This is a genomic window from Micromonospora sp. NPDC049645, assembly GCF_040675155.1.
GTDB lineage: Bacteria > Actinomycetota > Actinomycetes > Mycobacteriales > Micromonosporaceae > Micromonospora.
In genome coordinates this window covers 412314-433267 of the sequence record NZ_JBFAOI010000002.1, presented here as the reverse complement: position 1 = coordinate 433267, position 20954 = coordinate 412314, and the positions used below count along the sequence as shown (strand labels likewise).

24 protein-coding genes are annotated in these 20954 nt (G+C 70.6%); 13 read left to right on the top strand and 11 right to left on the bottom strand.

From position 1 onward, the window contains the following. Positions 1–106 precede the first annotated feature (106 nt). The 3 genes from AB0J33_RS07420 to AB0J33_RS07410 form a co-directional block, all read right to left on the bottom strand. Complete coding sequence (locus tag AB0J33_RS07420) at positions 107–304, bottom strand: histidine phosphatase family protein (protein WP_363610916.1); 198 nt, start codon at positions 302–304, stop codon at positions 107–109. Then, a complete protein-coding gene (locus AB0J33_RS07415) occupies positions 301–678 on the bottom strand; it encodes a histidine phosphatase family protein (RefSeq protein WP_363610914.1) in 378 nt (125 codons plus the stop codon). The genes AB0J33_RS07420 and AB0J33_RS07415 overlap by 4 nt, the downstream gene beginning before the upstream one ends. Before the next feature lie 101 nt (positions 679–779). Then, positions 780–1406 (bottom strand): disulfide bond formation protein DsbA, encoded by a 627-nt coding sequence (locus tag AB0J33_RS07410; RefSeq protein WP_363611378.1) that lies wholly within the window; start codon positions 1404–1406, stop codon positions 780–782. A gap of 39 nt (positions 1407–1445) precedes the next feature. Here AB0J33_RS07410 and AB0J33_RS07405 point away from each other — a divergent pair, with 39 nt between their 5' ends. Further along, positions 1446–1964: a MarR family transcriptional regulator gene (locus AB0J33_RS07405; protein ID WP_363610912.1), complete on the top strand. Its 519-nt coding sequence runs from the start codon at positions 1446–1448 to the stop codon at positions 1962–1964. A gap of 40 nt (positions 1965–2004) precedes the next feature. Here the strand turns inward: AB0J33_RS07405 and AB0J33_RS07400 are convergent, their stop codons facing one another. Continuing rightward, entirely contained in the window at positions 2005–2742 is a 738-nt protein-coding gene (locus tag AB0J33_RS07400) for a VOC family protein (protein WP_363610910.1), read from the bottom strand. Positions 2743–2957: 215 nt separating this feature from the next. Here AB0J33_RS07400 and coaD point away from each other — a divergent pair, with 215 nt between their 5' ends. Both coaD and AB0J33_RS07390 read left to right on the top strand, forming a co-directional pair. Next, entirely contained in the window at positions 2958–3395 is a 438-nt protein-coding gene (gene coaD, locus AB0J33_RS07395) for a pantetheine-phosphate adenylyltransferase (protein ID WP_363610908.1), read from the top strand. Between the two features lie 128 nt (positions 3396–3523). Continuing rightward, the gene (locus tag AB0J33_RS07390; protein ID WP_363610906.1) at positions 3524–4054 is read left to right on the top strand and encodes a GNAT family N-acetyltransferase; all 531 of its coding nucleotides are present in this window, start codon (positions 3524–3526) and stop codon (positions 4052–4054) included. 51 nt (positions 4055–4105) lie between these two features. On the opposite strand, the gene AB0J33_RS07385 is transcribed toward AB0J33_RS07390, so the two are convergent. Beyond that, complete coding sequence (locus AB0J33_RS07385; RefSeq protein ID WP_363610904.1) at positions 4106–4612, bottom strand: tetratricopeptide repeat protein; 507 nt, start codon at positions 4610–4612, stop codon at positions 4106–4108. A gap of 109 nt (positions 4613–4721) precedes the next feature. Between AB0J33_RS07385 and AB0J33_RS07380 the strand changes: the two genes are divergently transcribed. Beyond that, the gene (locus AB0J33_RS07380) at positions 4722–4868 is read left to right on the top strand and encodes an ArsR family transcriptional regulator (RefSeq protein WP_363610902.1); all 147 of its coding nucleotides are present in this window, start codon (positions 4722–4724) and stop codon (positions 4866–4868) included. A gap of 34 nt (positions 4869–4902) precedes the next feature. Here the strand turns inward: AB0J33_RS07380 and AB0J33_RS07375 are convergent, their stop codons facing one another. The 5 genes from AB0J33_RS07375 to AB0J33_RS07355 all read right to left on the bottom strand — a co-directional run bounded on the left by AB0J33_RS07375 (position 4903) and on the right by AB0J33_RS07355 (position 11295). Beyond that, the gene (locus AB0J33_RS07375; RefSeq protein WP_363610900.1) at positions 4903–6378 is read right to left on the bottom strand and encodes an RICIN domain-containing protein; all 1476 of its coding nucleotides are present in this window, start codon (positions 6376–6378) and stop codon (positions 4903–4905) included. 29 nt (positions 6379–6407) lie between these two features. Next, on the bottom strand, positions 6408–7847 hold the full coding sequence (locus AB0J33_RS07370) for a glycoside hydrolase family 43 protein (protein ID WP_363610898.1): 1440 nt from the start codon (positions 7845–7847) through the stop codon (positions 6408–6410). Between the two features lie 36 nt (positions 7848–7883). Continuing rightward, positions 7884–9281, bottom strand: a complete 1398-nt coding sequence (locus AB0J33_RS07365) for a family 43 glycosylhydrolase (RefSeq protein ID WP_363610896.1) — start codon at positions 9279–9281, stop codon at positions 7884–7886. 309 nt (positions 9282–9590) lie between these two features. Then, positions 9591–10607, bottom strand: a complete 1017-nt coding sequence (locus AB0J33_RS07360; protein ID WP_363610894.1) for an ATP-binding protein — start codon at positions 10605–10607, stop codon at positions 9591–9593. After that, entirely contained in the window at positions 10600–11295 is a 696-nt protein-coding gene (locus AB0J33_RS07355; RefSeq protein WP_363610892.1) for a response regulator transcription factor, read from the bottom strand. Before AB0J33_RS07355 ends, AB0J33_RS07360 begins: the two co-directional genes overlap by 8 nt. A 159-nt stretch (positions 11296–11454) precedes the next feature. Here AB0J33_RS07355 and AB0J33_RS07350 point away from each other — a divergent pair, with 159 nt between their 5' ends. Beyond that, the gene (locus AB0J33_RS07350) at positions 11455–12534 is read left to right on the top strand and encodes an NAD-dependent epimerase/dehydratase family protein (protein WP_363610890.1); all 1080 of its coding nucleotides are present in this window, start codon (positions 11455–11457) and stop codon (positions 12532–12534) included. Here the strand turns inward: AB0J33_RS07350 and AB0J33_RS07345 are convergent. Continuing rightward, positions 12506–13861 carry a hypothetical protein gene (locus AB0J33_RS07345; RefSeq protein ID WP_363610888.1) on the bottom strand — a complete coding sequence of 452 codons (1356 nt, stop codon included), beginning with the start codon at positions 13859–13861 and terminating at the stop codon, positions 12506–12508. The genes AB0J33_RS07350 and AB0J33_RS07345 overlap by 29 nt on opposite strands. Positions 13862–14017: 156 nt before the next feature. Between AB0J33_RS07345 and AB0J33_RS07340 the strand changes: the two genes are divergently transcribed. The 8 genes from AB0J33_RS07340 (at position 14018) to AB0J33_RS07305 (ending at position 20874) form a co-directional block, all read left to right on the top strand. Then, on the top strand, positions 14018–14695 hold the full coding sequence (locus tag AB0J33_RS07340) for a glycosyltransferase family 2 protein (protein WP_363610886.1): 678 nt from the start codon (positions 14018–14020) through the stop codon (positions 14693–14695). Beyond that, complete coding sequence (locus AB0J33_RS07335) at positions 14692–15372, top strand: DUF2064 domain-containing protein (RefSeq protein WP_363610884.1); 681 nt, start codon at positions 14692–14694, stop codon at positions 15370–15372. Before AB0J33_RS07340 ends, AB0J33_RS07335 begins: the two co-directional genes overlap by 4 nt. A 122-nt stretch (positions 15373–15494) precedes the next feature. Beyond that, positions 15495–16082, top strand: coding sequence for a class I SAM-dependent methyltransferase (locus tag AB0J33_RS07330; RefSeq protein WP_363611376.1), 588 nt, complete (start codon positions 15495–15497; stop codon positions 16080–16082). Beyond that, complete coding sequence (locus AB0J33_RS07325) at positions 16079–17245, top strand: molybdopterin-dependent oxidoreductase (protein WP_363610882.1); 1167 nt, start codon at positions 16079–16081, stop codon at positions 17243–17245. The genes AB0J33_RS07330 and AB0J33_RS07325 overlap by 4 nt, the downstream gene beginning before the upstream one ends. Then, entirely contained in the window at positions 17242–17652 is a 411-nt protein-coding gene (locus tag AB0J33_RS07320; protein WP_363610880.1) for a hypothetical protein, read from the top strand. Before AB0J33_RS07325 ends, AB0J33_RS07320 begins: the two co-directional genes overlap by 4 nt. Positions 17653–17696: 44 nt before the next feature. Then, the gene (locus AB0J33_RS07315) at positions 17697–18536 is read left to right on the top strand and encodes an S-methyl-5'-thioadenosine phosphorylase (RefSeq protein ID WP_363610878.1); all 840 of its coding nucleotides are present in this window, start codon (positions 17697–17699) and stop codon (positions 18534–18536) included. Positions 18537–18593: 57 nt separating this feature from the next. Then, the gene (locus tag AB0J33_RS07310) at positions 18594–19163 is read left to right on the top strand and encodes a DM13 domain-containing protein (protein ID WP_363610876.1); all 570 of its coding nucleotides are present in this window, start codon (positions 18594–18596) and stop codon (positions 19161–19163) included. A gap of 361 nt (positions 19164–19524) precedes the next feature. Continuing rightward, complete coding sequence (locus AB0J33_RS07305) at positions 19525–20874, top strand: ricin-type beta-trefoil lectin domain protein (protein ID WP_363610874.1); 1350 nt, start codon at positions 19525–19527, stop codon at positions 20872–20874. The last annotated feature ends 80 nt before the right edge of the window (positions 20875–20954 follow it).

Here is a 20954-nt window from a genome sequence, read left to right as displayed (position 1 = left end):
ACCACGCCGAACACCCGGGGAACAGAGGATCGACAGCCGTGTGGCTGGTGCGCCGGACCTCGCTTCGGAGCCGACAAAGGCCCGCGGGCGCGACGGCGAGACGTTGTTACAGGTGCTCGGTGTCGTTGAAGCTGACCAGGGTCGGCGGACGATCGGAGTCCCACCGCACGACGGTGATCGCGCAGTTGGCCTGGTGGAGACCGATCCAACGCCATTCCGGCGCGTCGAGGACGTGGCGGACGAACCAGCCGATCACGAAGTTGTGGGTGATCAGCAGCTCGTTCCGGTCCTGCTCGCCGGTCACACCGAAATGATCGACAGCGGCTCGCAGCGCGACCGCATCCTCGTCCTCTCGTTCCCGGGCACGCCGTCCAGCCAGGAGAGCCACCGGTCCGGGTACCGGCCGCGTCGCTCGGCGGAGGGCACCGGCGTGCGGTCCGTCACGAAGTCGCAGGCGTGTCGTGGCACCTCGGCAAGGTGGCCGGCGACAATGTCGGCGGTCTGGGCCGCCCGGGTGACCGGGCTGTGGTGGATAGCCGAGAAGGACACCGCGCGCAGCCGCTCACCCAGCTGATCTGCCTGCTCGCGGCCGAGGGGCGACAGGCCGCCGTCCGAGGCGTGCCCGAGGGCCGAATCCTGCTCGCCGTGACGGACCAGGTACAACGTGGTACGAGCCATCGACACGCACCTCCTGTCAGTGGTCGGCGGCCGGTGTGGCCGTCGGGGGATCTCGGCCGACCGCCGCAGAGGAAGCGTGTCCCCGGCTGCCTCGACGAAGGTTACGCGAAGCTGAGGGCGTCGGACCGGGCGCGTTTGAGCTCGGTGAAGGACCGGCAGGTGGCGAGTAGGCGAACGCCGTCGAAGACGCGCAGGGCCTCCTCCCCGCGCGGGATCGAGGTCAGCACGGGGCCGAAGAAGGCCACGTCGTCGATGACGACCGTCGGGGTGCCGAGGTCCTCGCCCACGAGCTGCTGGGCGTGGGTGGTACTCGCCCGCATCTGCGGGTCGACGTCGTCTCGATGAGCTACGTCCGCCAGGTCGGCGGGGAGGCCGGCCTCGGCGAGGGCCAGTGGGACGACGGCGCCGAAGTCCTTGTCGCCGTCGTCGTGGATCCGGCGGCCGAGCGCCGGGTAGAGACGTGCGAGGGCGTCGGGCCCGTGTTGTGCGGCGGCTGCCACGCACACCCTGGCCGGCCCCCATGCCCGGTCGTTGAACTCGCGGTACCACGGCTCCAGGTCGCGATGCTCGTTGATCACGGCGAGGCTCATCACCTCGAAGCGCAGCGCGAGCGGTCGCATCCGCGCCACCTCCATGAGCCAGCGGGAGGTGATCCAGGCGAAGGGACAGGACGGATCCACGTACGCCGTGACGACCGGAGTCGAGGTCCGTGAGAAGTTGCCTTCCATGGAAGACAAATTACCTTCCTTGGAAGGTAAGATGCAACCGTGGATGACGACCGGATCGCCGACATCGTCGGGCAGTGGCGACGTGAGCGACCAGACCTCGACCCCAGTCCGCTGCTGATCATCGGCCGCATCCAGCAGATCGCGGCCGTACTCGATGCCACCCTGCGGCCGCCGTTCGCGGCGGCGGACCTCGGCAACGGCGACTTCGACGTCCTCGCGGCGCTGCGCCGAGAGGGAGAGCCGTACACACTCACGGCGGGCCAGTTGAGCCACCGGATGCTGGTGACCACCGGAGCGGTGACCAAGCGGGTGGACCGGCTGATCGCCCGCGGCCTCGTGTCACGCTCGGTCTCCGAAGCCGACGCGCGGGGCAGGGTGGTCGGGCTGACTCCCGCCGGAGTGGCGTTGACCGACCGGCTCATCGAAGAACACCTGGCCAACGAGGCGGCCATTCTTCGCGGCCTCACCGACAGAGACCGCCGAACGCTCGAACGGCTCCTGACGGCGATGACTCGGACCCTCACCGCCCGTGATGCAGAACCCGAGGGGCACCCGTGATCGCCGCGCTGCGCTGACCGGCCCTCCGGCAGGGCGCAGGTCAGCTTGGGGTGAGCAGGCAGAACTCGTTGCCTTCCGGGTCGGCGAGGACCCTCCACGGGATATCACTGCGGCCCAGGTCGACGGCGGTGGCCCCGAGAGCCCGCAGCCTGGTCGCCTCGTGCTCCAGGTCGTCACCCGGGTACGGGCGAACGTCGAGGTGGACGCGGTTCCACCCGCTCTTCACGTCGGGGGTGCGGATGAACTCCAGATAGGGGCCGACGCCCTTGGCGGAGCGCAGCACCGCCCCTCGGTCGGTCACCTCGTGCACGGCCCAGTCCATGGCCTCGCCCCAGAAGCGGGCCATGACTCGTGGATCCGCGCAGTCGACGACAACCGCAGCGATCGGCCCGGTGTCCCGATACAACGGTCGGGGTTCCAGCACGCAGAACTCGTTACCCTCCGGGTCGGCCATCACCGTCCACGGCACGTCGCCCTGACCCACGTCCGCGGGCGCCGCGCCAAGATCCATGAGGCGCGCGACCACTTCCGCCTGATGGGCAGCCGAGGTGGTGGCGAGGTCGAGGTGCACCCGGTTCTTCACCGTCTTGGGTTCCGAAGAGATGACGAGGTCAAGACAGACAGCGACGGGGTCGGGGTAGACGAAACCCACAGGTTCGAGGTTGGTCACGCCGGGCCCCTCGCTGGACATCCCCCAGCCGAGCGCCTCCGCCCAGAAACCACCAAGCGCGGAGTCGTCCCGAGCCTTCATGTTGACCTGCACAAGCCGCGTCGCCATGCCGAGGATGGTAACGGCACTCCGGCACCAAGATCAGCCGTACGGAGCGGTGGCGGCTCAACCATCACCGTCCGTGCTGTGGCAGCAGACTCAGGACGCGCGGCCAGGATCACAACAGGGTCGGTGCCGGTACGAGCCTGGGATGATTGCGGCATGCGGTTGGAGGCACGGTGACGGCTACGTCGGCTCGCGGAATGCTCTCGGTACACGGTTCGTTGGCGGTCTACCCCGGTACGTTCGATCCGTTCACCCTCGGGCACCGCGATCTGGTGGCCCGTGCTCGGGTGATGTTCGATCGGGTCATCGTGTTGCTGGCGGTCAACGCCGACAAGCGACCAACCGCCGAGGCCACGGCCAGGGCCGCACGAGTGCGCGACGCCCTCCCGGCTGACTGGGGCAACGTTGAGGTGGACACCTGGACCGGCCTGACCACTGCCTACTGCGCACGCCGCGGTGCCACGGTCATCGTCCGCGGCGTGCGCACCACCGCGGATCTTCGCTACGAGTACCAGCTCGCCGCGATGAACGAGCAACTCGGCGTGCCGACCGTCTGGTTGCCGCCCCGTCCCCACCTGGCTGCCATCTCGTCCTCTGCCGCACGCGCCTTCCGCACGGCAGAGTTCGCCCACCAGCCCCATGAGGCCGAGGAGTGACAGTGAGCCGCACGGGAACGGTGCCGACACGTCGATGTACCACGGCCGATCGACCAAGCAGGACGGCAACGACGGACGTGAGCGTCCGGCGTGGTCGGATACGGCCTCTCAAGGATTAGGGTTCCGGCATGGAGGACACCACCCGCGGCGTACGCATCAGGGGCGGCAGCTTGGCCGACGCGCCCGCCGTGCTGGCCATGCTCGACTCCGCGGTGCGCTGGATGAACGATCGCGGCAACACCGAGCAGTGGGGCACGACGCCGTTCTCCGAGAAGCCCGGAGGGCCCGAGCTGGTCGATCGTTACCTGACCGAGAACCTCCCGTACATCGCGGAGTTCGATGGGACGCCGGCCGCGGCCCTGGTCCTGGACTCCGGCCCCGATCCGAGGGCACCGATCACACCTGCGGGAGAACCGGAGCGCTACGTCCGCCTCCTGGTCTCCGACCGGCGATTCGCCGGCCGGCACCTCGGGTCGGCCCTGCTGGCACACGCCGTGCGGGAGACCCGGCGAGCCGGTGTACGCCTGTTACGGGTCGACTGCTGGGCGGGCGGCGGTGGCGAGTTGGTCGCCTTCTACGAGCGCCACGGGTTCACGTCCACCGAGACCTTCCGGTCCGGGTCCTGGCCCGGTCAGGTGCTGGCCCAGCGGGTCGGTTGACGGCCAGCTGATCCCCGGTCGGGCACCCGGCGGGGCGGCCACCCGGGCGGCTCAGTGCGGCTCCACCAGCAGTCGGGCGTAGTTCGCCATGGACCGCTGGTAGCGCGGCAGGTGCTTGGCGAGCGCCCCGACGGCGGTCGAGACCGCCTCCCGCTCCCGGCCGACGCTGGTCAGCGCCAATGCGAGGGTCGCGCTGAGCGCGTCGTCGAGTTCGTCGGAGCCGCGCTCGCGCTCCTCGGTCAGCAGCCGGACGCTCTCCTCGGCCTGCCCGATGTTGCGCAGTGAGCTGGACAGCTGGATCACCGCGCGGCGTCGGCGGATGCCGTCGATGCCCAGCTCCAGCGACCTGCGGTAGAGCGGCACCGCCCGGTCCGAGTGACCGGTCGAGTCCCAGGCGCAGGCCCGTTCGAACGCCGCGACCGGATGCTGCGGCCCCAACTCGTCGGCGAGGTCACCCACCCGCGTGCGGAACTCGTCCTCGTCCCAGTCCTCCGGTGCCGCGTTGAAGGCCGCCCACAGGTCCGCGCTGCGCTGTTCCCAGTCGACGTTCGGGTTCATCAAGCTTCTCCTCGTGGTCGGGTTCAGGGCCGGGAGACACTCTGCGAGTCCTGATACCGTAGCCGCCAGTAATTCGGCCAGTGCCGAATGTTCGGACCCGGGACCGACGGTGCTGGCCCACCGGCACGCGCTGGCTGCCGGAACGGTGTCCGAGCACCTGTCGGTGCTGCGCGACGCCGGGTTCGTCGCCGGGGAACGGCACCGGCACGAGATCCGCCACCGGCGTACGCCTCCCGGCGACGCCGCGCTCGGGTAGCGCTTGCCGGGCCCTCCCGTCCCTCGGCGGGTCGTCAGACGGCCGTGCGCGACCACTGCTGGTTGGCGCCGGTGTTGCACGGATACTGCTTGAGGATCACGCCGTCCGCGGTCGATGCGGCCGGTACGTCCACGCACTTGCTGCTGTGCCGTGCCCGGAGCTGGAAGTAGCTGCCGTTGGTGACCATCTGGAACTGCTGGTTGGTGCCGGTGCCGCAGGTGTACTGGACGAGTTCGGCGCCATCGGCGGTCGAGGCGCTCACCACATCGAGGCACTTTCCGCTGTGCCGGCTGACGATGCGCCAGTAGCCGCCGCCGGCGTCCTGGAACTGCCACTGCTGCCACGCGTTGCCGCCGTAGGTGTACTGGCCCACGCGGGCACCGTTGTCGGTGTTCGGAGACTGGACGTCCATGGCCTTGCCACTGTGTCGGACGGTGATCCGGTAGAAGGTTCCCGTCCCTGGCGGAGGGGTCGTGGGGCCGCCCTCGACGGTGTCGCCCCACGCGTACCGGATCCGGTCGGCGCCGGAGGTGTTGCGGACGGTCAGGTTGAGGTCGGTGCCGCCGCCGCTGAGGGAGAACATCGAGTACCAGTCGTATCCGATGGTGCCCGGCTTGCCGCCGAGGGCGGGCCAGTAGGTGCCGCCCATCTGGTTGTCGCGCATCACCTGGGCCATGGCGCGGATGTAGCGCACGAAGTTGTCGGTGCTGCTGGCGTCGGCGTAGTTTCGGCCGTCGTTCATGGGCGCACCGAACTCGGTGGCCACAGCGCGGGAGGCGCAGTTACCCAGCCGGGTCTGGATGTGGCTGCGGAAGGCGTCGTAGGTCATCGCGCCGTAGAAGAAGGCGTAGTAGTGGAAGGACAACAGCGTCGAGTTGAAGCGGGCGTCGTTACAGATGTCCCGCAGGTCCTGGCTGAAGCCGGTGCCACCGATGAGCACCCGGCCGGGGACCGCCGAGTAGTGGTAGCTGAGCCAGTTCGCCGCCACGTTGCGCCACTCCGCTGAGCTGTAACCGTGCGGCTCGTTCATCGGCTCGAAGTAGACGTTGGTGTTCGAGCCGTACGTGTTGGTCACCGTGGACCACATCGCGTTCCACGCGGTGAGGTTCGTGATTCTGCCGCCGGAGGCCGCGCCGTCCTCCCAGTAGGCGAGGATGACCTTGAAGCCGCGGGCGGTGGCGGCGTCGATGGCGCCGCGGTATGCCTCCCACCACGCCGTCCCCACCGTGTGCGTGTTGATGGGCAGCCGCACGGTGTTGACTCCCATGGTGGACGCCATGTCGTCGTACAGGGCATTGGCCTTGGCCCGCACCGTCGCGTTGCTGTCCGACGCGCTCAGGCCCTGCACGACGAGCGGACCGGTGCTGAAGTTGTCACCCAACACGGCCCAGTTCATGCCTCTGAACTGGTTGGTGGCGGCAGTGGCCGGCGACGACGTGACGACGACGACACCGACCAACACGGTCAGCGCGGCCGCCAGGGCGGACAACACCCGTCGATGTGGTGCCACAGTCAGAACTCCTTGGACAGGAACCAGCTTCAGCTGGTCACGCGGAAGGTGGCATCGGCGCGGCTCTGCGCATCGGAGACCGGGTCGAGCCGGAGCAGGTAGTTGTAGTGCCGGATGTAGCGGTCCGGATGGCTGTAGGACTGCAACGAGGTCCACGAGGAGTTGGCCAGGCCGGCGACCTGCCGGAAGGTGGCGTCGGCGGCGAAGGTGGCGGTGCCGTCGTTGGCTTCCAGCCGGAAGTCGAACCCGTAGTGGCGCAGGTAGTGGCCCGGGTAGTTGACCGACTGGATGGAGACCGTGCCGGAGCCCACCAGGCCGGGCACCAGCCGCCACTGACCGTCCTGGGCGGGGCTGACGTTCGCGTCGATGCGGGCGTCGTGGTCGGCGTGCCGCACGTACCGGTCCGGGAAGTTGTACGACTGGATCCGGTTGATCGCGGTGTTGGGCCAGCGGGCGAGCACGCGGCTCTGTTCGGCCGCGGTCAGGTTGAGGATCGAGCCGTGCCGTTTCTTGGTGCCACCCATGGCGTACGAGCCGGACGCCGGCAGCCGGTAGGCGCCCGGGCTCGACGGGTTGGTGGTCAGGACGGGCAGGTAGCCGCGCCCGCTGGAGTACTGGTCGAGGTAGAGGACCCACTCGTTGCGGGAGTTGAACCTCATCCACATCGGGCCCTCGACCTGCGCCCCGGTCAGCCCGAGGCCGGACAGGTTCCCCAGGTTCGTCCAGGTGCCGAGGATGGAATTGCTGCCCTCGATGGTGATCTGACCGTCGCGGGACGCCCGGACGTAGCGGTAGGCGCCGACACCGGTCGGCACCTCGACGATCTGGGTGTCGATGATCTCCTGGCTGCCGGGGCGGCTGAGGTAGACCTGCGGTGTGCTGATGCTGCGGAAGTTCGCCGTGCGCGCGTAGTAGATGTGGTGTTTCGTCGCACCGTTGAGCGGGACGTTCGTGGCCCAGTAGAGGACGTAGTCGCCGGTGGCCGGGTTCCAGATCGCCTCCGGAGCCCAGGCGTTGCGCCCGTCGGGGATGGCGCCGGCGACGTTCAGCAGCCACGGCGTCGACCAGTTGACCAGGTCGGTGGACTCCCACACGACGAGGTTGCGGCTACCGTTGTTGATCGCGGTCGACCAGTCCTGACCGCAGCCGATGCACAGGTCCGTGGCGATGATCCAGTACTGGTCGCCGGCGGGTGAGCGCACCAGGGCGGGGTCGCGTACGCCCCGGGTGCCGATGGTGGAACGCAACACCAGCCCACCGTTGTTGAGGTCCGTCCAGCGCAGACCGTCGGTGCTGTGGGCGAGGTAGATCTGCTGGTCGGTCGACGACTCACCGGTGAAGTGCGCCATCAGGTAGCCGACGGTCGGGTCGAGCGCTGCGGCCTCCCTCGGTGTCGCCGCCGACCAGGTGGTGAACAGCAGGCACGCGGCGACCGCAACCGCGCAGAGCCGGGCGAGGACTCTCGACATGCGTCTCTCTCCTTCGCGCAGGGGCTGACCAGTCAGCTAGAGGGTCGGTACGACCGGGCGGATGGTGCCGTCGGCGTTGAACTCCATCCGGTCGATGGCGGTCTCCCGGTTGGTGCCGTTGCCGGCGGGCACGGCGAACCGGTGGTAGGCGATGTACCAGGTGTCGGTGCCGGGGGCCCGGACCACGGAGTGGTGGCCGGTGCCCCTGATGCCGACCTCGAGCCGCTTCTGCAGCACGACGCCACGACCGGTCCACGGGCCGAGGGGCGACGGGCCGGTGGCGTAGGCGACCCGGTAGTCCTCGCTGCGCGTGTCGTTCTCCGACCACATGAAGTAGTACAGACCGTTGCGCTTGAACACGAACGGCGCCTCGTTGTAGCCGGCGGGCGTGCTGACCCGCACCTGCGCCGGGTCGAAGGAGACCATGTCGGTGTTGAGCCGCACCGAGCGTGCGACGCCCTGCCCCCAGTACAGGTAGGACTTTCCGTCGTCGTCGGTGAACACCATGGGGTCGATCGCCTGCCCGCCCGCGAACTGGTCGCTGCGGATGAGCGGTCGGCCCAGCGCGTCGCGGAACGGCCCGGTGGGGCTGTCGGCCACCGCCACACCCAGTTGTTTGGCCGTGTTGCCGCTGGCCGCCCCGCCGCTGAAATACAGGTAGTAGCGGCCGTTGGCGCTGGCCACCGCCGGCGCCCAGGCCGAGTTGTCCGCCCAGGACACGTCCGGGCCGTGGTCCAGGATCACGCCGTGGTCGGTCCAGGTGAGCAGGTCGGTGGAGGAGAACGCCTTGTAGTAGGTGCCGGCCCAGCTCGCGTAGCCGTCGGTGGTCGGGTAGAGGTAGTAGCGGCCGTTGAAGACGGCGATGTGCGGGTCGGCGAAGAGGCCCGGGATCACCGGGCCCACGGTGGTCCTGGGCGCCCAGGGTGCCACGAGGCGGAAGGCGCTGTCCGCTCGGAATCCGGCGGTGTCCTGGTAGGTGTCGAGCCAGAGGGCGAAGTCGCGATGCCGGATGCGCCGGTTCGGGTAGTTGTACGAGGCGAGCGCCACTGATCCGCTGACCGAACCGGCCACCGCACAGAAGGTGGCGTCGGCCCGGAACGTCGCGTCGCCGGTGTTGGGGTCGACCCGGAGCCGGTAGTCGCGGTGCCGCAGGAACATGCCTGTCTTGGTCTGGAACGAGTGGCAGGACGGCGAAGCCAGACCGTTGACCACGGTGAAGGTGGCATCCAGCTTGGTCTGGTTGGTGCTGCCGGAGGTCACCGGATCGAGCTGACCGAGATAGTCGATGTGCCGTACGTACCGTCCGGGTTGGTTGACCGCCTCCAACGAAACGGCGCCGGTTGGCAGCGTGGCGGCATGTGCCGATCCGTCGGTCACCACCAGGAGGGCCGCGGCGACCACGGCGGAGATCACGAGGAGGGCAGGTAGGCGCATCGTCGATGCTCCCGGCGGGGAAACCGCTGTGGTACGCCGTGCCATCACGATCCGCGCCCCTCCCCGCAGCTGTGAGCGTTAACAAGCGATCGTGATCAGACTCGGGCTTCGATGGCTCTCGATAACGGGTTGCCCGCCCACGCAGGACGCCTGCGGCGCGTCACGCAGCTGCCGGCGCAATGTGTTCGGCTGGTTACATTCGCGTTGCGGACAAGTGTTAGCGATCGCATCCGCACGTGTCAAGGGATCGACCGCAGTCGCTCCCCGAGGACTCCGACGCGCCGACCGACACCCGGAGCGTTCGTGGGGTCAGGCGGTGGCCAGCCGGACCATGAACTGGCAGCCGTCGGGGGTGTTGCGCACCTCGACCCGACCACCATGCGCCTCCACCAGGCCATGAACGATGGCCAAGCCGAGCCCTCCCGAGGACCCACCGCCGCCGGGGCCCGGGGTGCGCGCCGGTTCACCACGGAACGCGATGTCGAACAGCCGGGGCAGGTCGGCCGGGGGGATGCCACCACAGGTGTCGGCGACCGACAGCCAGGCGTGGTCCTCCGCCCGGCCGGCTTCGATGCGTACCGTGCCGTCGGCCGGGGTGTAGCGGACCGCGTTGAGCAGCAGGTTGGCCACGACCCGGGCCAGCTCCGGTTCGCTCGCGGCAACCGTCGGCCACCCCGACTCGCTGGCAATCAACTTGATCCGGCGGGCGTCGGCCAACGGGGTAGCACTGGCCAGCGCGTCCGAGACCACCTCACCGAGTGGTACCGCCGTCAACGACAACCGCAGCGCCCCGGCGTTGATCCGGGACAGCTCGAACAGGTCGTCGACGAGCCGGGTCATCCGGTCGGTCTCCAGCCGGATCCGTCGGTGGTACTCGTCGACCGTGTCCGGATCACGAACCACCCGCTCCTCCAGCGCCTCCGCCATCGCGCGCAGTCCGGCCAGCGGGGTACGCAGGTCGTGGGAGACCCAGGCGACCAGGTCGCGCCGACCCTTCTCCAGTTGCCGTTCCCGCTCCCGGGCCTGGTCGCGCCAGACCGCGGCGCGGGCCAGCCGACGGCCGAAGTGCCCGGCGACGGCGAGACTGACCACCGCCGCCGCCGCGACGGTGATCAGGACCACCTCAAGGTCGTGTGCGGAGAGGAACATCGCCTCCGCGACCGCCATCACCCCGACCGCGACGGCGACCACGGTGGTGGTGAGCAGCACGTTGAGGTGCACCGTGATCGAGCTGCGTCGAAGCGCGCGGAGCAGCGCCGCGCCGGCGAGCCCGATGCCGAGTGCCGCGCCGAGGGCGATCGCGAAGATCAGCAGTACGTCACGCATCGGCCGGCTCGTAGCGGTAGCCGACGCCCCAGACGGTCACGATCCGCTGCGGATCGGCCGGGTCGGTCTCGATCTTCTCCCGCAGCCGGCGTACGTGCACGGTCACGGTCGAGTGGTCCCCGAAGTTCCAGCCCCAGACCTGTTCGAGAAGCTCGGCCCGGCCGAACACCCGGGACGGATGCCGCATGAGGTGGACGAGCAGGTCGAATTCGCGCAGCGTCAGCGCCAGGTCGGCACCGGCGAGGCGGGCGGTGCGGGAGGCCGTGTGCACCACCAGATCGCCGTCGGTGAGCGCCTCCGGTCGCTCGGGGGGCGTCGCACCGCCGGCGCGCCGGAGCACCGAACGGACCCGCAGCACCAGTTCCCGGGGCGAGAAGGGTTTGGTCAGGTAGTCGTCCGCGCCGAGCTGCAGCCCGAGGATCCGGTCGGACTCGTCACCGCGCGCGGTCAACATGACGATCGGTACGCCGTCCGGCCGCACCCGCAGCGCCCGGCACACCTCGAGGCCGCTGATCCGGGGCAGCATCACGTCGAGCACGACCAGGTGCGGTGCCTGGCGCTGCACCGCCGCCAGTGCTTCCACGCCGTCCGCCGCGAGGCTCACCTGGAAGCCGTCGTTCTCGAGGTAACGGCGGATGACGTCGCTCACGGTCTGATCGTCGTCGACCACCAGCACGCGCTGCGTCACGACCTCTCCCCGTCCCGCCCCGTCAACGTCTCCCCCAGATGTCCATCGGCCCAGCGTAGCCACGTACCGGGAGGCGCCCGCGCCGGCAAATCTTGTGGGGTTCTTACGGCTCGGCGCGGAAGCCCGCCCGGACGTACGCGAGGTCATACGGTGACCGGAATGCGGATACTTGTCACCGGTGCGGCCGGATTCATCGGCTCGCACGTCGCCGACCTGCTCACCGAACACGGGCACGAGGTGGTGGCGGTGGACGCGCTGCTGCCCGAGGCGCACGGTGCGACAGCACCGCCCTGGACCGAGCGGCACCGCCTCGTGGTCGGCGACGTACGCGACGGCGAGCTGTTGACCCGGCTACTGGCCGGGGTCGACGCGGTCTGCCATCAGGCAGCGATGGTCGGCCACGGCATCGACCCGGCCGACGCCCCCCGGTACGCCGCGCACAACGACCTCGGCACGGCCACCCTCCTCGCGGCGATGCACGCCACCGGGGTACGCCGGCTGGTGCTGGCGAGTTCGATGGTGGTCTACGGCGAAGGCCGCTATCACTGCCCCAACCACGGAATCGTCCGGCCTGCCGGCCGCCGGGCCGCCGACCTGGCGCAGGGCCGGTACGAGCCGACCTGTCCCCGCTGCGACCAGGCGCTCTCCCCCGGTCTCGTGCCCGAGGACGCGCCGTTGGAGCCGCACAGCACGTACGCCGCCACGAAGCTGGCCCAGGAACACCTGGCCGGCGCCTGGGCCCGGCAGACCGGCGGCTCGGTCTGGGCCCTGCGCTACCACAACGTCTACGGTCCGCGAATGCCCCGCGACACCCCGTATTCGGGTGTCGCGTCGATCTTCCGGTCGGCCCTGGCCGCCGGGCGACCACCCCGGGTGCTGGAGGACGGCCGCCAGCGGCGCGACTTCGTGCACGTGACGGACGTGGCCACGGCCAACCTGCTGGCCCTCGCCACACCGGCACCGGACCCTCTGGTCCCGGTCAACGTCTGCTCGGGTGAGCCACACACCGTCGGCGAGTTGGCTCACGAGCTGGCGTCGGCGATGGGCGGGCCGGCACCGGTCACGGTCGGGGGTGGGCGGACGGCGGATGTCCGGCACGTGGTGGCCGACCCGGCCCGCGCCGCCCGACTGCTGGGGTTCACCGCCCAGGTCGGCTTCGCGGCTGGCATCGCCGACTTCACCACGGCGGTGATGCGGGATCCGGCAGCGGTCACGACACCGTCCACAGTAGGTGGTTGACGGTGAGAGCCGTCGCGGCCTGGGCCGCCAGCCACCAGCGTCGGTGACCGGTGGGCAGGTGCGCGGTGGCGACCAGCAGCCAGCCGGCGAACGGTAGCCAGATCCGCTCCACCTCGGCCTTGCTGAGCCCGGAGAGATCCGCCACGAGCACGACCGCCGTCGCCGCGGCGGGCAGCCACACGGTCGGTCCGGCGCTGGCGATCCGCTGTCGGAGGGTGGTCGCGAGCGGGGGGTGCGGTGCTCGGATCGGTACGGCGGACGCCGCCCGGCGCAGCGCCGGCCCGACCACCGGGCCGGCCGAGAGCAGCAGGGCACCGAGATTCGCCCAGACCCAGTACCCGTACGGACGTTCCGCCGCCCAGCCCTGGTAGTAACGACGCGCCACCAGGTGATAGCCGTCGAGCCACCAGAAGCCGGCGAGGGTGAACGCGGTGACGACGACCGCGACTGCCGCCGCCGCGACCAGGAGCACGCCGAGGCGGTCCCGCGCCCGGAGCAACGCCACGGTCAGCGCGAGCAACCCGACCAGGACGAACCCGTACGACAGGTAGAGCGCGAAGCCGAGCAGCAGTCCGCCGAGCGCGGCCGAGGGTCGGCCACCCACCACCAGCAGCGCCAGTCCGGCCGCGACCACCGCGGCGAAGATGCCGTCCGCGGACGCGCCCACCCAGACCGCCCCCGGGAAGAGCACCAGGAACGGCCACACCGCGCGGGCCGCGTCCTCGGCGCCGAGCGCCCGCAACGTCGCCGGAACCGACACCGAGACCGTCGCTCCGAGCAACACACAGGCGAGCCCGGCGGCGGCTCCGCCGCCCAGACCGATCCGCTCCAACCAGACGAAGAGCAGCAACGCTCCCGGTGGATGACCGGCGGTGTGGGTGGACCACGATTCGGGCTGGAAGTCGAGGATGCGGTCGGCGAAGCCGGACACCATGCTGCCGACATCCGTCACCCGGGGTACCTCGTGCAGGTACTCGGCCTGCACGGTGAGCCGCTCGGTCAACCCTGCGGACCAGCCGTCCACCAGGGCCAGCGACAGCGTCCACAGCACCGCGGCGAGATAGCCGACGACCAGCAGCCGCGGCCACGACGTGTCGGTTCCCCAGCGCGTGCCCCGCCAGACGAACAGCGCCGCGACGAGAAGCGCCGCGGGGGTGCCGGGGCCCAGATGGGGCTGCCAACTGGCGTAGAGCGGCGCCGCGTCCGCATGCAGTCGCACGCCCTGGTGGTTGAGCAGTGCGCCGACGGCGACGGCGGTGGCCAGTAGCGCCACCTCGGCGCCGAGGACGATCAGGTCGGCGGACCGGGGTCGTCCCGGCCGGGTCATCATGGTCATGGTGACGGCCGACGATACGAGCTTCGACCAGGGATTCGACGGTCATTCGGGAAGACGTCAGGGAGTCGTAAGATCCGTTGCCGGGTAAGCGATTCGTAAGGAGCCACAGCGGTCTGGACGGCCCGTGGCGGGCCTAGCGTCACCGGTATGCACACAACGATCGACGTGGTGCTGCCATGTCTGGACGAGGCGGCCGCGCTACCTGCCGTACTGACCGGGTTGCCGCCCGGTTACCGCGCCATCGTGGTCGACAACGGTTCCACGGACGGCTCGCCGACCATCGCGGCCGAGTGCGGGGCCCGGGTCGTGCACGAGCCGAGACGCGGGTACGGCGCGGCCGTGCACGCCGGCCTGCTGGCGGCTGACGCGGAACTGGTCTGCGTACTCGACGCGGACGGCTCGTTCGATCCAGCCCAACTGTCCGGGCTCGTCGCGGCGGTGCGCGACGGTCGGGCTGATCTCGCCGTCGGGCGGCGTCGCCCGGTCTCGGCGGATGCCTGGCCGTGGCACGCCCGCACCGGGAACGCGCTGGTCGCCGCGCTGCTGCGCCGTCGCGGTGTGCCGGTGCACGACATCAGCCCGGTCCGGGTGGCCAACCGGGCGGCGCTACTGGGACTCGGTGTCAACGACCGCGCGTTCGGCTATCCCCTGGAACTGCTGCTCCGGGCGGCCGCGGCGGGCTGGCGGATTCTCGAGTTGGACGTCACGTACGCGCCTCGGGCCGCCGGCACCAGCTCGAAGGTCTCCGGGTCGGTCCGGGGCACGTTGCGGGCGACCCGGGACTTCGCGGGAGCGCTGCGTGCCGACGTCGGTGGTGGCCGGTGAACGTCCTCCTGCTGGTCGCGAAGGCACCGGTCCCGGGGCTGGCCAAGACGCGCCTCTGCCCGCCCGCTGATCCCACCCAGGCGGCCCGGGTCGCGGCGGCGGCGCTGTTGGACACCATCGCGGCGGTGCGCGCCACCACGGCGAGCATTCCCGTGCTGGCCCACACCGGCCGGTTCGCCGATGCCGAGTACGGCGCGGAACTGACCGCCGCGCTGGCGGGTTGGCACCTGCTTCCGCAGCGGGGCAGCACGCTCGCCGAGCGCCTCGCCAACGCCCACGCCGACACCGCCGTGGCGTTTCCGGGCCGACCGGTGCTACAGATCGGCATGGACACGCCGCAGCTCCGGCCGGCCCTGCTCGGCACCGCGCTGGGGTTGCTCGCCGAACACGGGGCGGTGTTCGGGCCGGCGCTCGACGGCGGCTGGTGGGCACTCGGGTTACGCGACCCGTCGTACGCGGGCGCGTTGCGCCAGGTGACCATGTCGACCGGCGACACCGGTCGCCGTACCCTCGCCGCGCTGCGCCAGCACGGCGTACGCCCGGCGATCCTGCCCGTCCAGCGGGATGTCGACGACTGGCCGACAGCGCTGGCGGTCGCCGCCGACCTACCCGGCACCCGGTTCGCGGATGCCGTCGCGTCGGTGGACGGCCAGCTGGTGAACGGACACCCCCGGTGACGTCGGCGATCGGCCTCGCCGGCTTCGACGTGGTGCTGGGCAGACTCGGCGGCTGGTCCGCCGACCAGGACGCCTGCGGTACGCCGGCCGCCCCACCGCCTCAGGCCCCGCCCGACGGGTGGCTGGTGCACACCGACGGGCGACGTGACCCGCTGCCGGTACGACGCTGGCACGGCCCGCCCGAGCCGGCGATCGAGTCCGTCGCCGCCCACTGCACCGGGCCCACCATCGACCTCGGCTGCGGCCCCGGCCGGCTGACCCGGGCACTCGCCCAGCGTGGACTCGTCGCGCTGGGGGTGGACATCTCCGCCGAGGCGGTGCGGCTGACCCAGGACCGGGGCGTGGTCGCCCTGCGACGCGACGTCTTCGAACCCCTTCCCGGCGAGGGGAGGTGGGCACACGCCCTGCTCATTGACGGCAACATCGGCATCGGTGGCGACCCGGTCCGACTGCTGCGCCGGTGCGGCGCCCTGATCGCCGCCGACGGAACGCTGGTGGTCGAGGTGGAACCCCCGGGAGCCGGGCTGTGGCAGGGACAGGCGTACGTCCTGTCCGGCTCGTCAGGCGCGGAGGCCCCGCGGGGACCGGCGTTTCGTTGGGCGCGGGTCGGGGCGGAGGCGGTGGCCCGTACCGCCGCGGCTGCCGGCCTGCGGGTCACCGCCCACCTGCGGTTCGGTCCACGCTGGTTCGCCGAGTTGGCGCGCTCATGATCCGCCGACCACGTGTCCCCGCCCCCGAGGACTTCACCGCGCCGTCGCACTCACCGCTGGTCGCCGCCCGGCTCGGCCTCTGGCTCGGGGTGGCGTTCGGGCTGTGTTTCGGCACCGGACTGCTCAGCCACTACATCCAACACCCGCCCGGCTGGTTCACCTGGCCGACCCGACCGGTCGACCTCTACCGGATCACCCAGGGCGTCCACGTGCTCTCCGGTGTCGCGGCGGTCCCGTTGCTACTGGCCAAACTGTGGAGCGTCTACCCCCGACTGTTCGTCCGGCCGCCCCTGCGCCAGCCGATCCGGTTGTCCGCCCACGCCCTGGAACGGATCTCCGTCCTGGTACTGGTCTGCGCCGCGTTCTTCGAGCTGGTCACGGGCCTGTTCAACGTCGCCCAGTCGTACCCGTGGGGGTTCTTCTTCCCGACGGCGCACTATGCGGTCGCGTGGCTGGTGGCCGGCGCGATACTGCTGCACATCGCGGTGAAGCTACCGGTCGCCCGCGCGGCGCTGAACACACCACTGCGACGCGGAACAGCGGTGCGGGCCACGGCCCCGGGGAGCGACGATCGCGACTCGCTCGAGCGACGCGCGTTCCTGCGTACCTCGGCGGGCGTCGCCGGCCTCGCGGTGCTGGCCACCGCCGGGGTCACCGTGCCGTGGCTCCGTCGGGTGTCGCCGCTGGCGTGGCGTTCCGCCTCCGGGCCGCAGGGCATACCGATCAACCGTACGGCGGCCGCCGCGCACATCGTCGTTCCGCCGGACTGGCGACTGGAGATCGTGTGGCCGGACGGGCGGAACACCCTGTCCCTGGCCGAGTTGGCGGCCCTGCCACAACGCACGGCAGAGCTGCCGATCGCCTGCGTCGAGGGCTGGAGCGCCTCGGCCCACTGGACCGGTGTGCCCGTCGTCGAGCTGCTCCGACGGGCCGGCGCACCGACCGGTCGACCGGTTCGGATCACGTCACTGGAGACCGACGGCCTGTACGCGGCGAGCACACTCCCGGCGGCCCATGCCCGCGATCCGCTGACCCTGCTCGCCCTGCGGATCAACGGCGAGCAACTCTCCCCCGACCACGGCTACCCCTGCCGACTCATCGCCCCGAGCCGGCCGGGAGTCCTCCAGACCAAGTGGGTGGCCCGACTGGAGGTACTGCGGTGAGAGCCGTCCGGCTGCTCCTGCTGGTGGTCGGTGCCGCGGCCACGGGGTACGGCGGTTGGCTGCTGCTCCCCCAACTCGGCACCACCCTGCCGTGGCTGATCGGCGGCCCGGTGCTGCACGACGTCCTGGTGGCACCGCTGGTCGGGCTGGTCGGGCTGGTGCTGGGCCGGCTGCTGACGAACCGGATGCGCCGGGCCTGGATCGTCGCGGGCCTGCTGGCCAGCGCCACGTCGCTGCTGATCGCGGTGCCCCTGCTGTGGCGACCGCCCTCGGCACCTCCGAACCCGGGGCTACCGGACCGCAACTACCCGCTGGGGCTCGCCGTCGGGTTAGTCGTCGTCTGGGCCGTGATCGTGGTCGTGCTGGTCGTGGCCACGGCGGTCGAGCGGCGCACCGACAGTCGGTGAGTCCGCCCCGCGCGTTCTCCACTCGTCGTCCAGGAGGGTTACCCATGTCAGCAGGAGAGATCAGCACGACCGGTCGCGCGCCGGTCGGCGTGATCGGCGGCTCCGGTTTCTACGAGTTTCTCGACGACGTCACCGAGGTCACCGTCGACACACCGTACGGGCCGCCGAGCGACGCGCTGTCCGTCGGCGATCTCGCCGGGCGACCGGTGGTGTTCCTGCCCCGGCACGGACGCCGGCACGCCCTTCCGCCACACCGCATCAACTACCGCGCCAACCTGTGGGCGCTGCGAGCGCTCGGCGTCCGCCAGGTACTCGCACCGGGCGCCGTGGGCGGCCTACGCCCGGAGCTGGGCCCCGGGACCCTCGTCGTACCGGACCAACTGGTCGACCGGACCAGCGGTCGCGAGCAGACCTACCACGACGGGCAGTCCTCCACGGACGGGCGACTTCCCGGGGTCGTCCATGTGCCCTTCGCCGACCCCTACTGTCCGGTGGGACGGGCCACGGTCCTCGACGCCGCCCGGTCCGCGGGCTGGCAACCGGTCGACGGCGGCGCCATGGTCGTCATCCAAGGGCCTCGGTTCTCCACCCGGGCCGAATCGCAGTGGTACGGCCGGATGGGCTGGTCGATCGTCGGCATGACCGGCCACCCCGAAGCGGTGCTGGCACGCGAACTGGCGCTGTGTTACACCGCGTTGTCACTGGTGACCGACCTCGACTCGGGTGTCGAGGTGGGCCACGGCGTGACCCAGCAGGAGGTGTTCACCGTCTTCGCGCAGAACATCGGTCGCCTGCGTCTCCTGCTCGGCGACGCGGTGCAAGCCTTGCCGACGGACCAGGGGGCCTGCCCCTGCGGCCAGGCTCTGGCCGGCACGCCGTCGTAAGGGTTTCGAAATAGTTCGCGACCCGTTCGACGACATCCGCGGCCGTACGCTGCGGGGATGGGAAGACGGGTGCTCCGGTCGCCGGTGGGCCGGGCCGGCCTCGCCGCGACTGTCGTCGTGGCGCTTCTGGCCCTCTACTGGTTCCAGCCGTGGAAGCTGTTCACCGACACCTACGTCGACGAGGCGCTTCCCCGGGTGGCGGCGACACCGGCCACCCCGACCGCGGCCACCCCGACCTCGGCCCCTGCGGCCTCGGCGGCCACACCGGCGGCGACCGAGATCCTGACCGTCGGCGAATTCGTCACCCATGAGCACCGGACGACCGGCAGTGCCGAGGTCCACCGGCTCGCCGACGGCCGCCATCAGCTCGTCCTTCGCAACCTGAACACGTCGAACGGCCCGGACCTGCGGGTGTGGCTGACCGACCAACCGGTGATCCGAGGCACGGCCGGCTGGCGGGTGTTCGACGACGGCGAATGGATCGAGCTGGCGAAACTCAAGGGCAACAAGGGCAACCAGGTGTACGAGCTACCGGCGTCGGTCGATCCACGCGACTTCCGGAGCGTCTCCATCTGGTGCAAGCGATTCGCGGTCTCCTTCGGCGCGGCGGATCTCACGAGCGCCTGACCGGGTCGCAACCTGCCGGACACGGCATTGACATCTTTCACTGTCGGATCTAGCGTCGGGGCGAATCGATTCGACGCCGAGCCGGGTGCTCCGGCACCGTCCGGCGATCGGTCGCGTGGCGTTCGGGCGAACGGTGTGGCCACCATCGATTCGACGACCGACTGGTCCTGCGTGGGCGGCGGGACCAGTGCCGGAAACCTGTGTCGATGAGCCGGCCGGGCCCCGTGGACACGTCGCGCCCGCTGGGGTCGCTCCGCGACCGAACGTGGTCGGCGCGGGTGACCGGCGGTGTCGTGGCGGTGCGCGGGTTGCCGTGGACCCCTTCTCCAATCAGTTCGTGCCGAGTGGCGGGAGCCCCTTCATGACAAGACGTAGATCCATCCTTGGACTTCTTGCGACGACGGCGGCCGTCGTCGTGACCGTGAGCGCGGCGGCACTGGCCGGTGGCCTGAGCACCACCGCCTCGGCCGCGGACATCGGAACGGCCGCGGCGACCGCCGGGTGCGGCAAGGCGCCCACGTTGACCAGTGGTCAACGATCCATCCAGAGCAGTGGTCAGAGCCGCAGCTTCATCCTGAGGATCCCGGACAACTACGACAGGAGCCACCCGTACCGGTTGATCTTCGGATTCCACTGGAACGGCGGCACCGCCAACGACGTCGACGGCGGTGGGGCCGACGGGGCGGCCTGGTCCTACTACGGGCTGCGGCAGCAGGCCAACAACAGCACCATTTTCGTCGCACCCCAGGGCAACGGCAACGGCTGGGCCAACCCCGGCGGTCAGGACGTCACGTTCGTCGACGACATGATCAGGGTGATCGAGGCCGACCTCTGTGTCGACACCACGCAGCGCTTCGCGCTCGGCTTCAGCTACGGCGGCGGTATGAGCTACTCGCTGGCCTGTTCCCGGCCGAGTGTCTTCCGCGCTGTCGCGGTCTACTCGGGCGGTCAGCTCAGCGGGTGCAGCGGCGGTACCCAGCCGGTCGCGTACATGGGAATCCACGGCATCGGGGACCCGGTGCTCAACGTCTCCGCCGGACGGTCCCTGCGGGACACGTTCGTACGGAACAACGGGTGCACCGCCCAGAGCCCACCCGAACCGAGGGCGGGCAGCCTGACCCACATCACCACCACCTACTCCGGCTGCCGATCCGGCTATCCGGTGGTCTGGGCCGCCTTCGACGGCGGTCACACCCCCGGCCCGGTGGACGGCGGCGGGGACAGCGGGGCCAGGACCTGGACCAAGGGCGAGGTGTGGAAATTCTTCACCCAGTTCGGTGGCACCGATCCCACGACGCCACCACCGACCACCCCGCCACCGAGCGGCACGTCGGCCCTGCGCAACACGTCCTCCGGACGCTGCCTGGACGTCAACGGCGCCGCGCAGACGAACGGCGCGGCAGCGATCATCTGGGACTGCCACGGTCAGAGCAACCAGAGCTGGACCTCGACCGCCGCTCAGGAGCTGCGCGTCTTCGGCGGCAAGTGCCTCGACGTCAACGGCGCCGGCACCGCGAACGGCAGCTCGGTGATCATCTGGGACTGCAACGGCCAGTCCAACCAGAAGTGGCGGCTCAACACCGACGGCTCGATCACCGGAGTTGGCTCGGGCCGGTGCCTGGACACCGTCGGCAACGGCACGGCGAACGGCACGCGCATCCAGATCTGGGACTGCACCGGCGCGGCCAACCAACGATGGAGCCGAAGTTGAGCCCGCCGACGCTCCCGGGAGGGCAACGGCAGGCCCGGCTCTCCATCCACACACAAGCCATCCACGCACAAGGAGGCCCA

Coding starts and splice junctions, on each gene's coding strand:
- AB0J33_RS07415 (WP_363610914.1), bottom strand. CDS start 678: ATGGCTCGTACCACGTTGTACCTGGTCCGTCACGGCGAGCAGGATTCG.
- AB0J33_RS07410 (WP_363611378.1), bottom strand. CDS start 1,406: ATGGAAGGCAACTTCTCACGGACCTCGACTCCGGTCGTCACGGCGTAC.
- AB0J33_RS07400 (WP_363610910.1), bottom strand. CDS start 2,742: ATGGCGACGCGGCTTGTGCAGGTCAACATGAAGGCTCGGGACGACTCC.
- AB0J33_RS07390 (WP_363610906.1), top strand. CDS start 3,524: ATGGAGGACACCACCCGCGGCGTACGCATCAGGGGCGGCAGCTTGGCC.
- AB0J33_RS07385 (WP_363610904.1), bottom strand. CDS start 4,612: ATGAACCCGAACGTCGACTGGGAACAGCGCAGCGCGGACCTGTGGGCG.
- AB0J33_RS07370 (WP_363610898.1), bottom strand. CDS start 7,847: ATGTCGAGAGTCCTCGCCCGGCTCTGCGCGGTTGCGGTCGCCGCGTGC.
- AB0J33_RS07365 (WP_363610896.1), bottom strand. CDS start 9,281: ATGCGCCTACCTGCCCTCCTCGTGATCTCCGCCGTGGTCGCCGCGGCC.
- AB0J33_RS07360 (WP_363610894.1), bottom strand. CDS start 10,607: ATGCGTGACGTACTGCTGATCTTCGCGATCGCCCTCGGCGCGGCACTC.
- AB0J33_RS07350 (WP_363610890.1), top strand. CDS start 11,455: ATGCGGATACTTGTCACCGGTGCGGCCGGATTCATCGGCTCGCACGTC.
- AB0J33_RS07345 (WP_363610888.1), bottom strand. CDS start 13,861: ATGACCCGGCCGGGACGACCCCGGTCCGCCGACCTGATCGTCCTCGGC.
- AB0J33_RS07340 (WP_363610886.1), top strand. CDS start 14,018: ATGCACACAACGATCGACGTGGTGCTGCCATGTCTGGACGAGGCGGCC.
- AB0J33_RS07325 (WP_363610882.1), top strand. CDS start 16,079: ATGATCCGCCGACCACGTGTCCCCGCCCCCGAGGACTTCACCGCGCCG.
- AB0J33_RS07315 (WP_363610878.1), top strand. CDS start 17,697: ATGTCAGCAGGAGAGATCAGCACGACCGGTCGCGCGCCGGTCGGCGTG.
- AB0J33_RS07310 (WP_363610876.1), top strand. CDS start 18,594: ATGGGAAGACGGGTGCTCCGGTCGCCGGTGGGCCGGGCCGGCCTCGCC.
- AB0J33_RS07305 (WP_363610874.1), top strand. CDS start 19,525: ATGACAAGACGTAGATCCATCCTTGGACTTCTTGCGACGACGGCGGCC.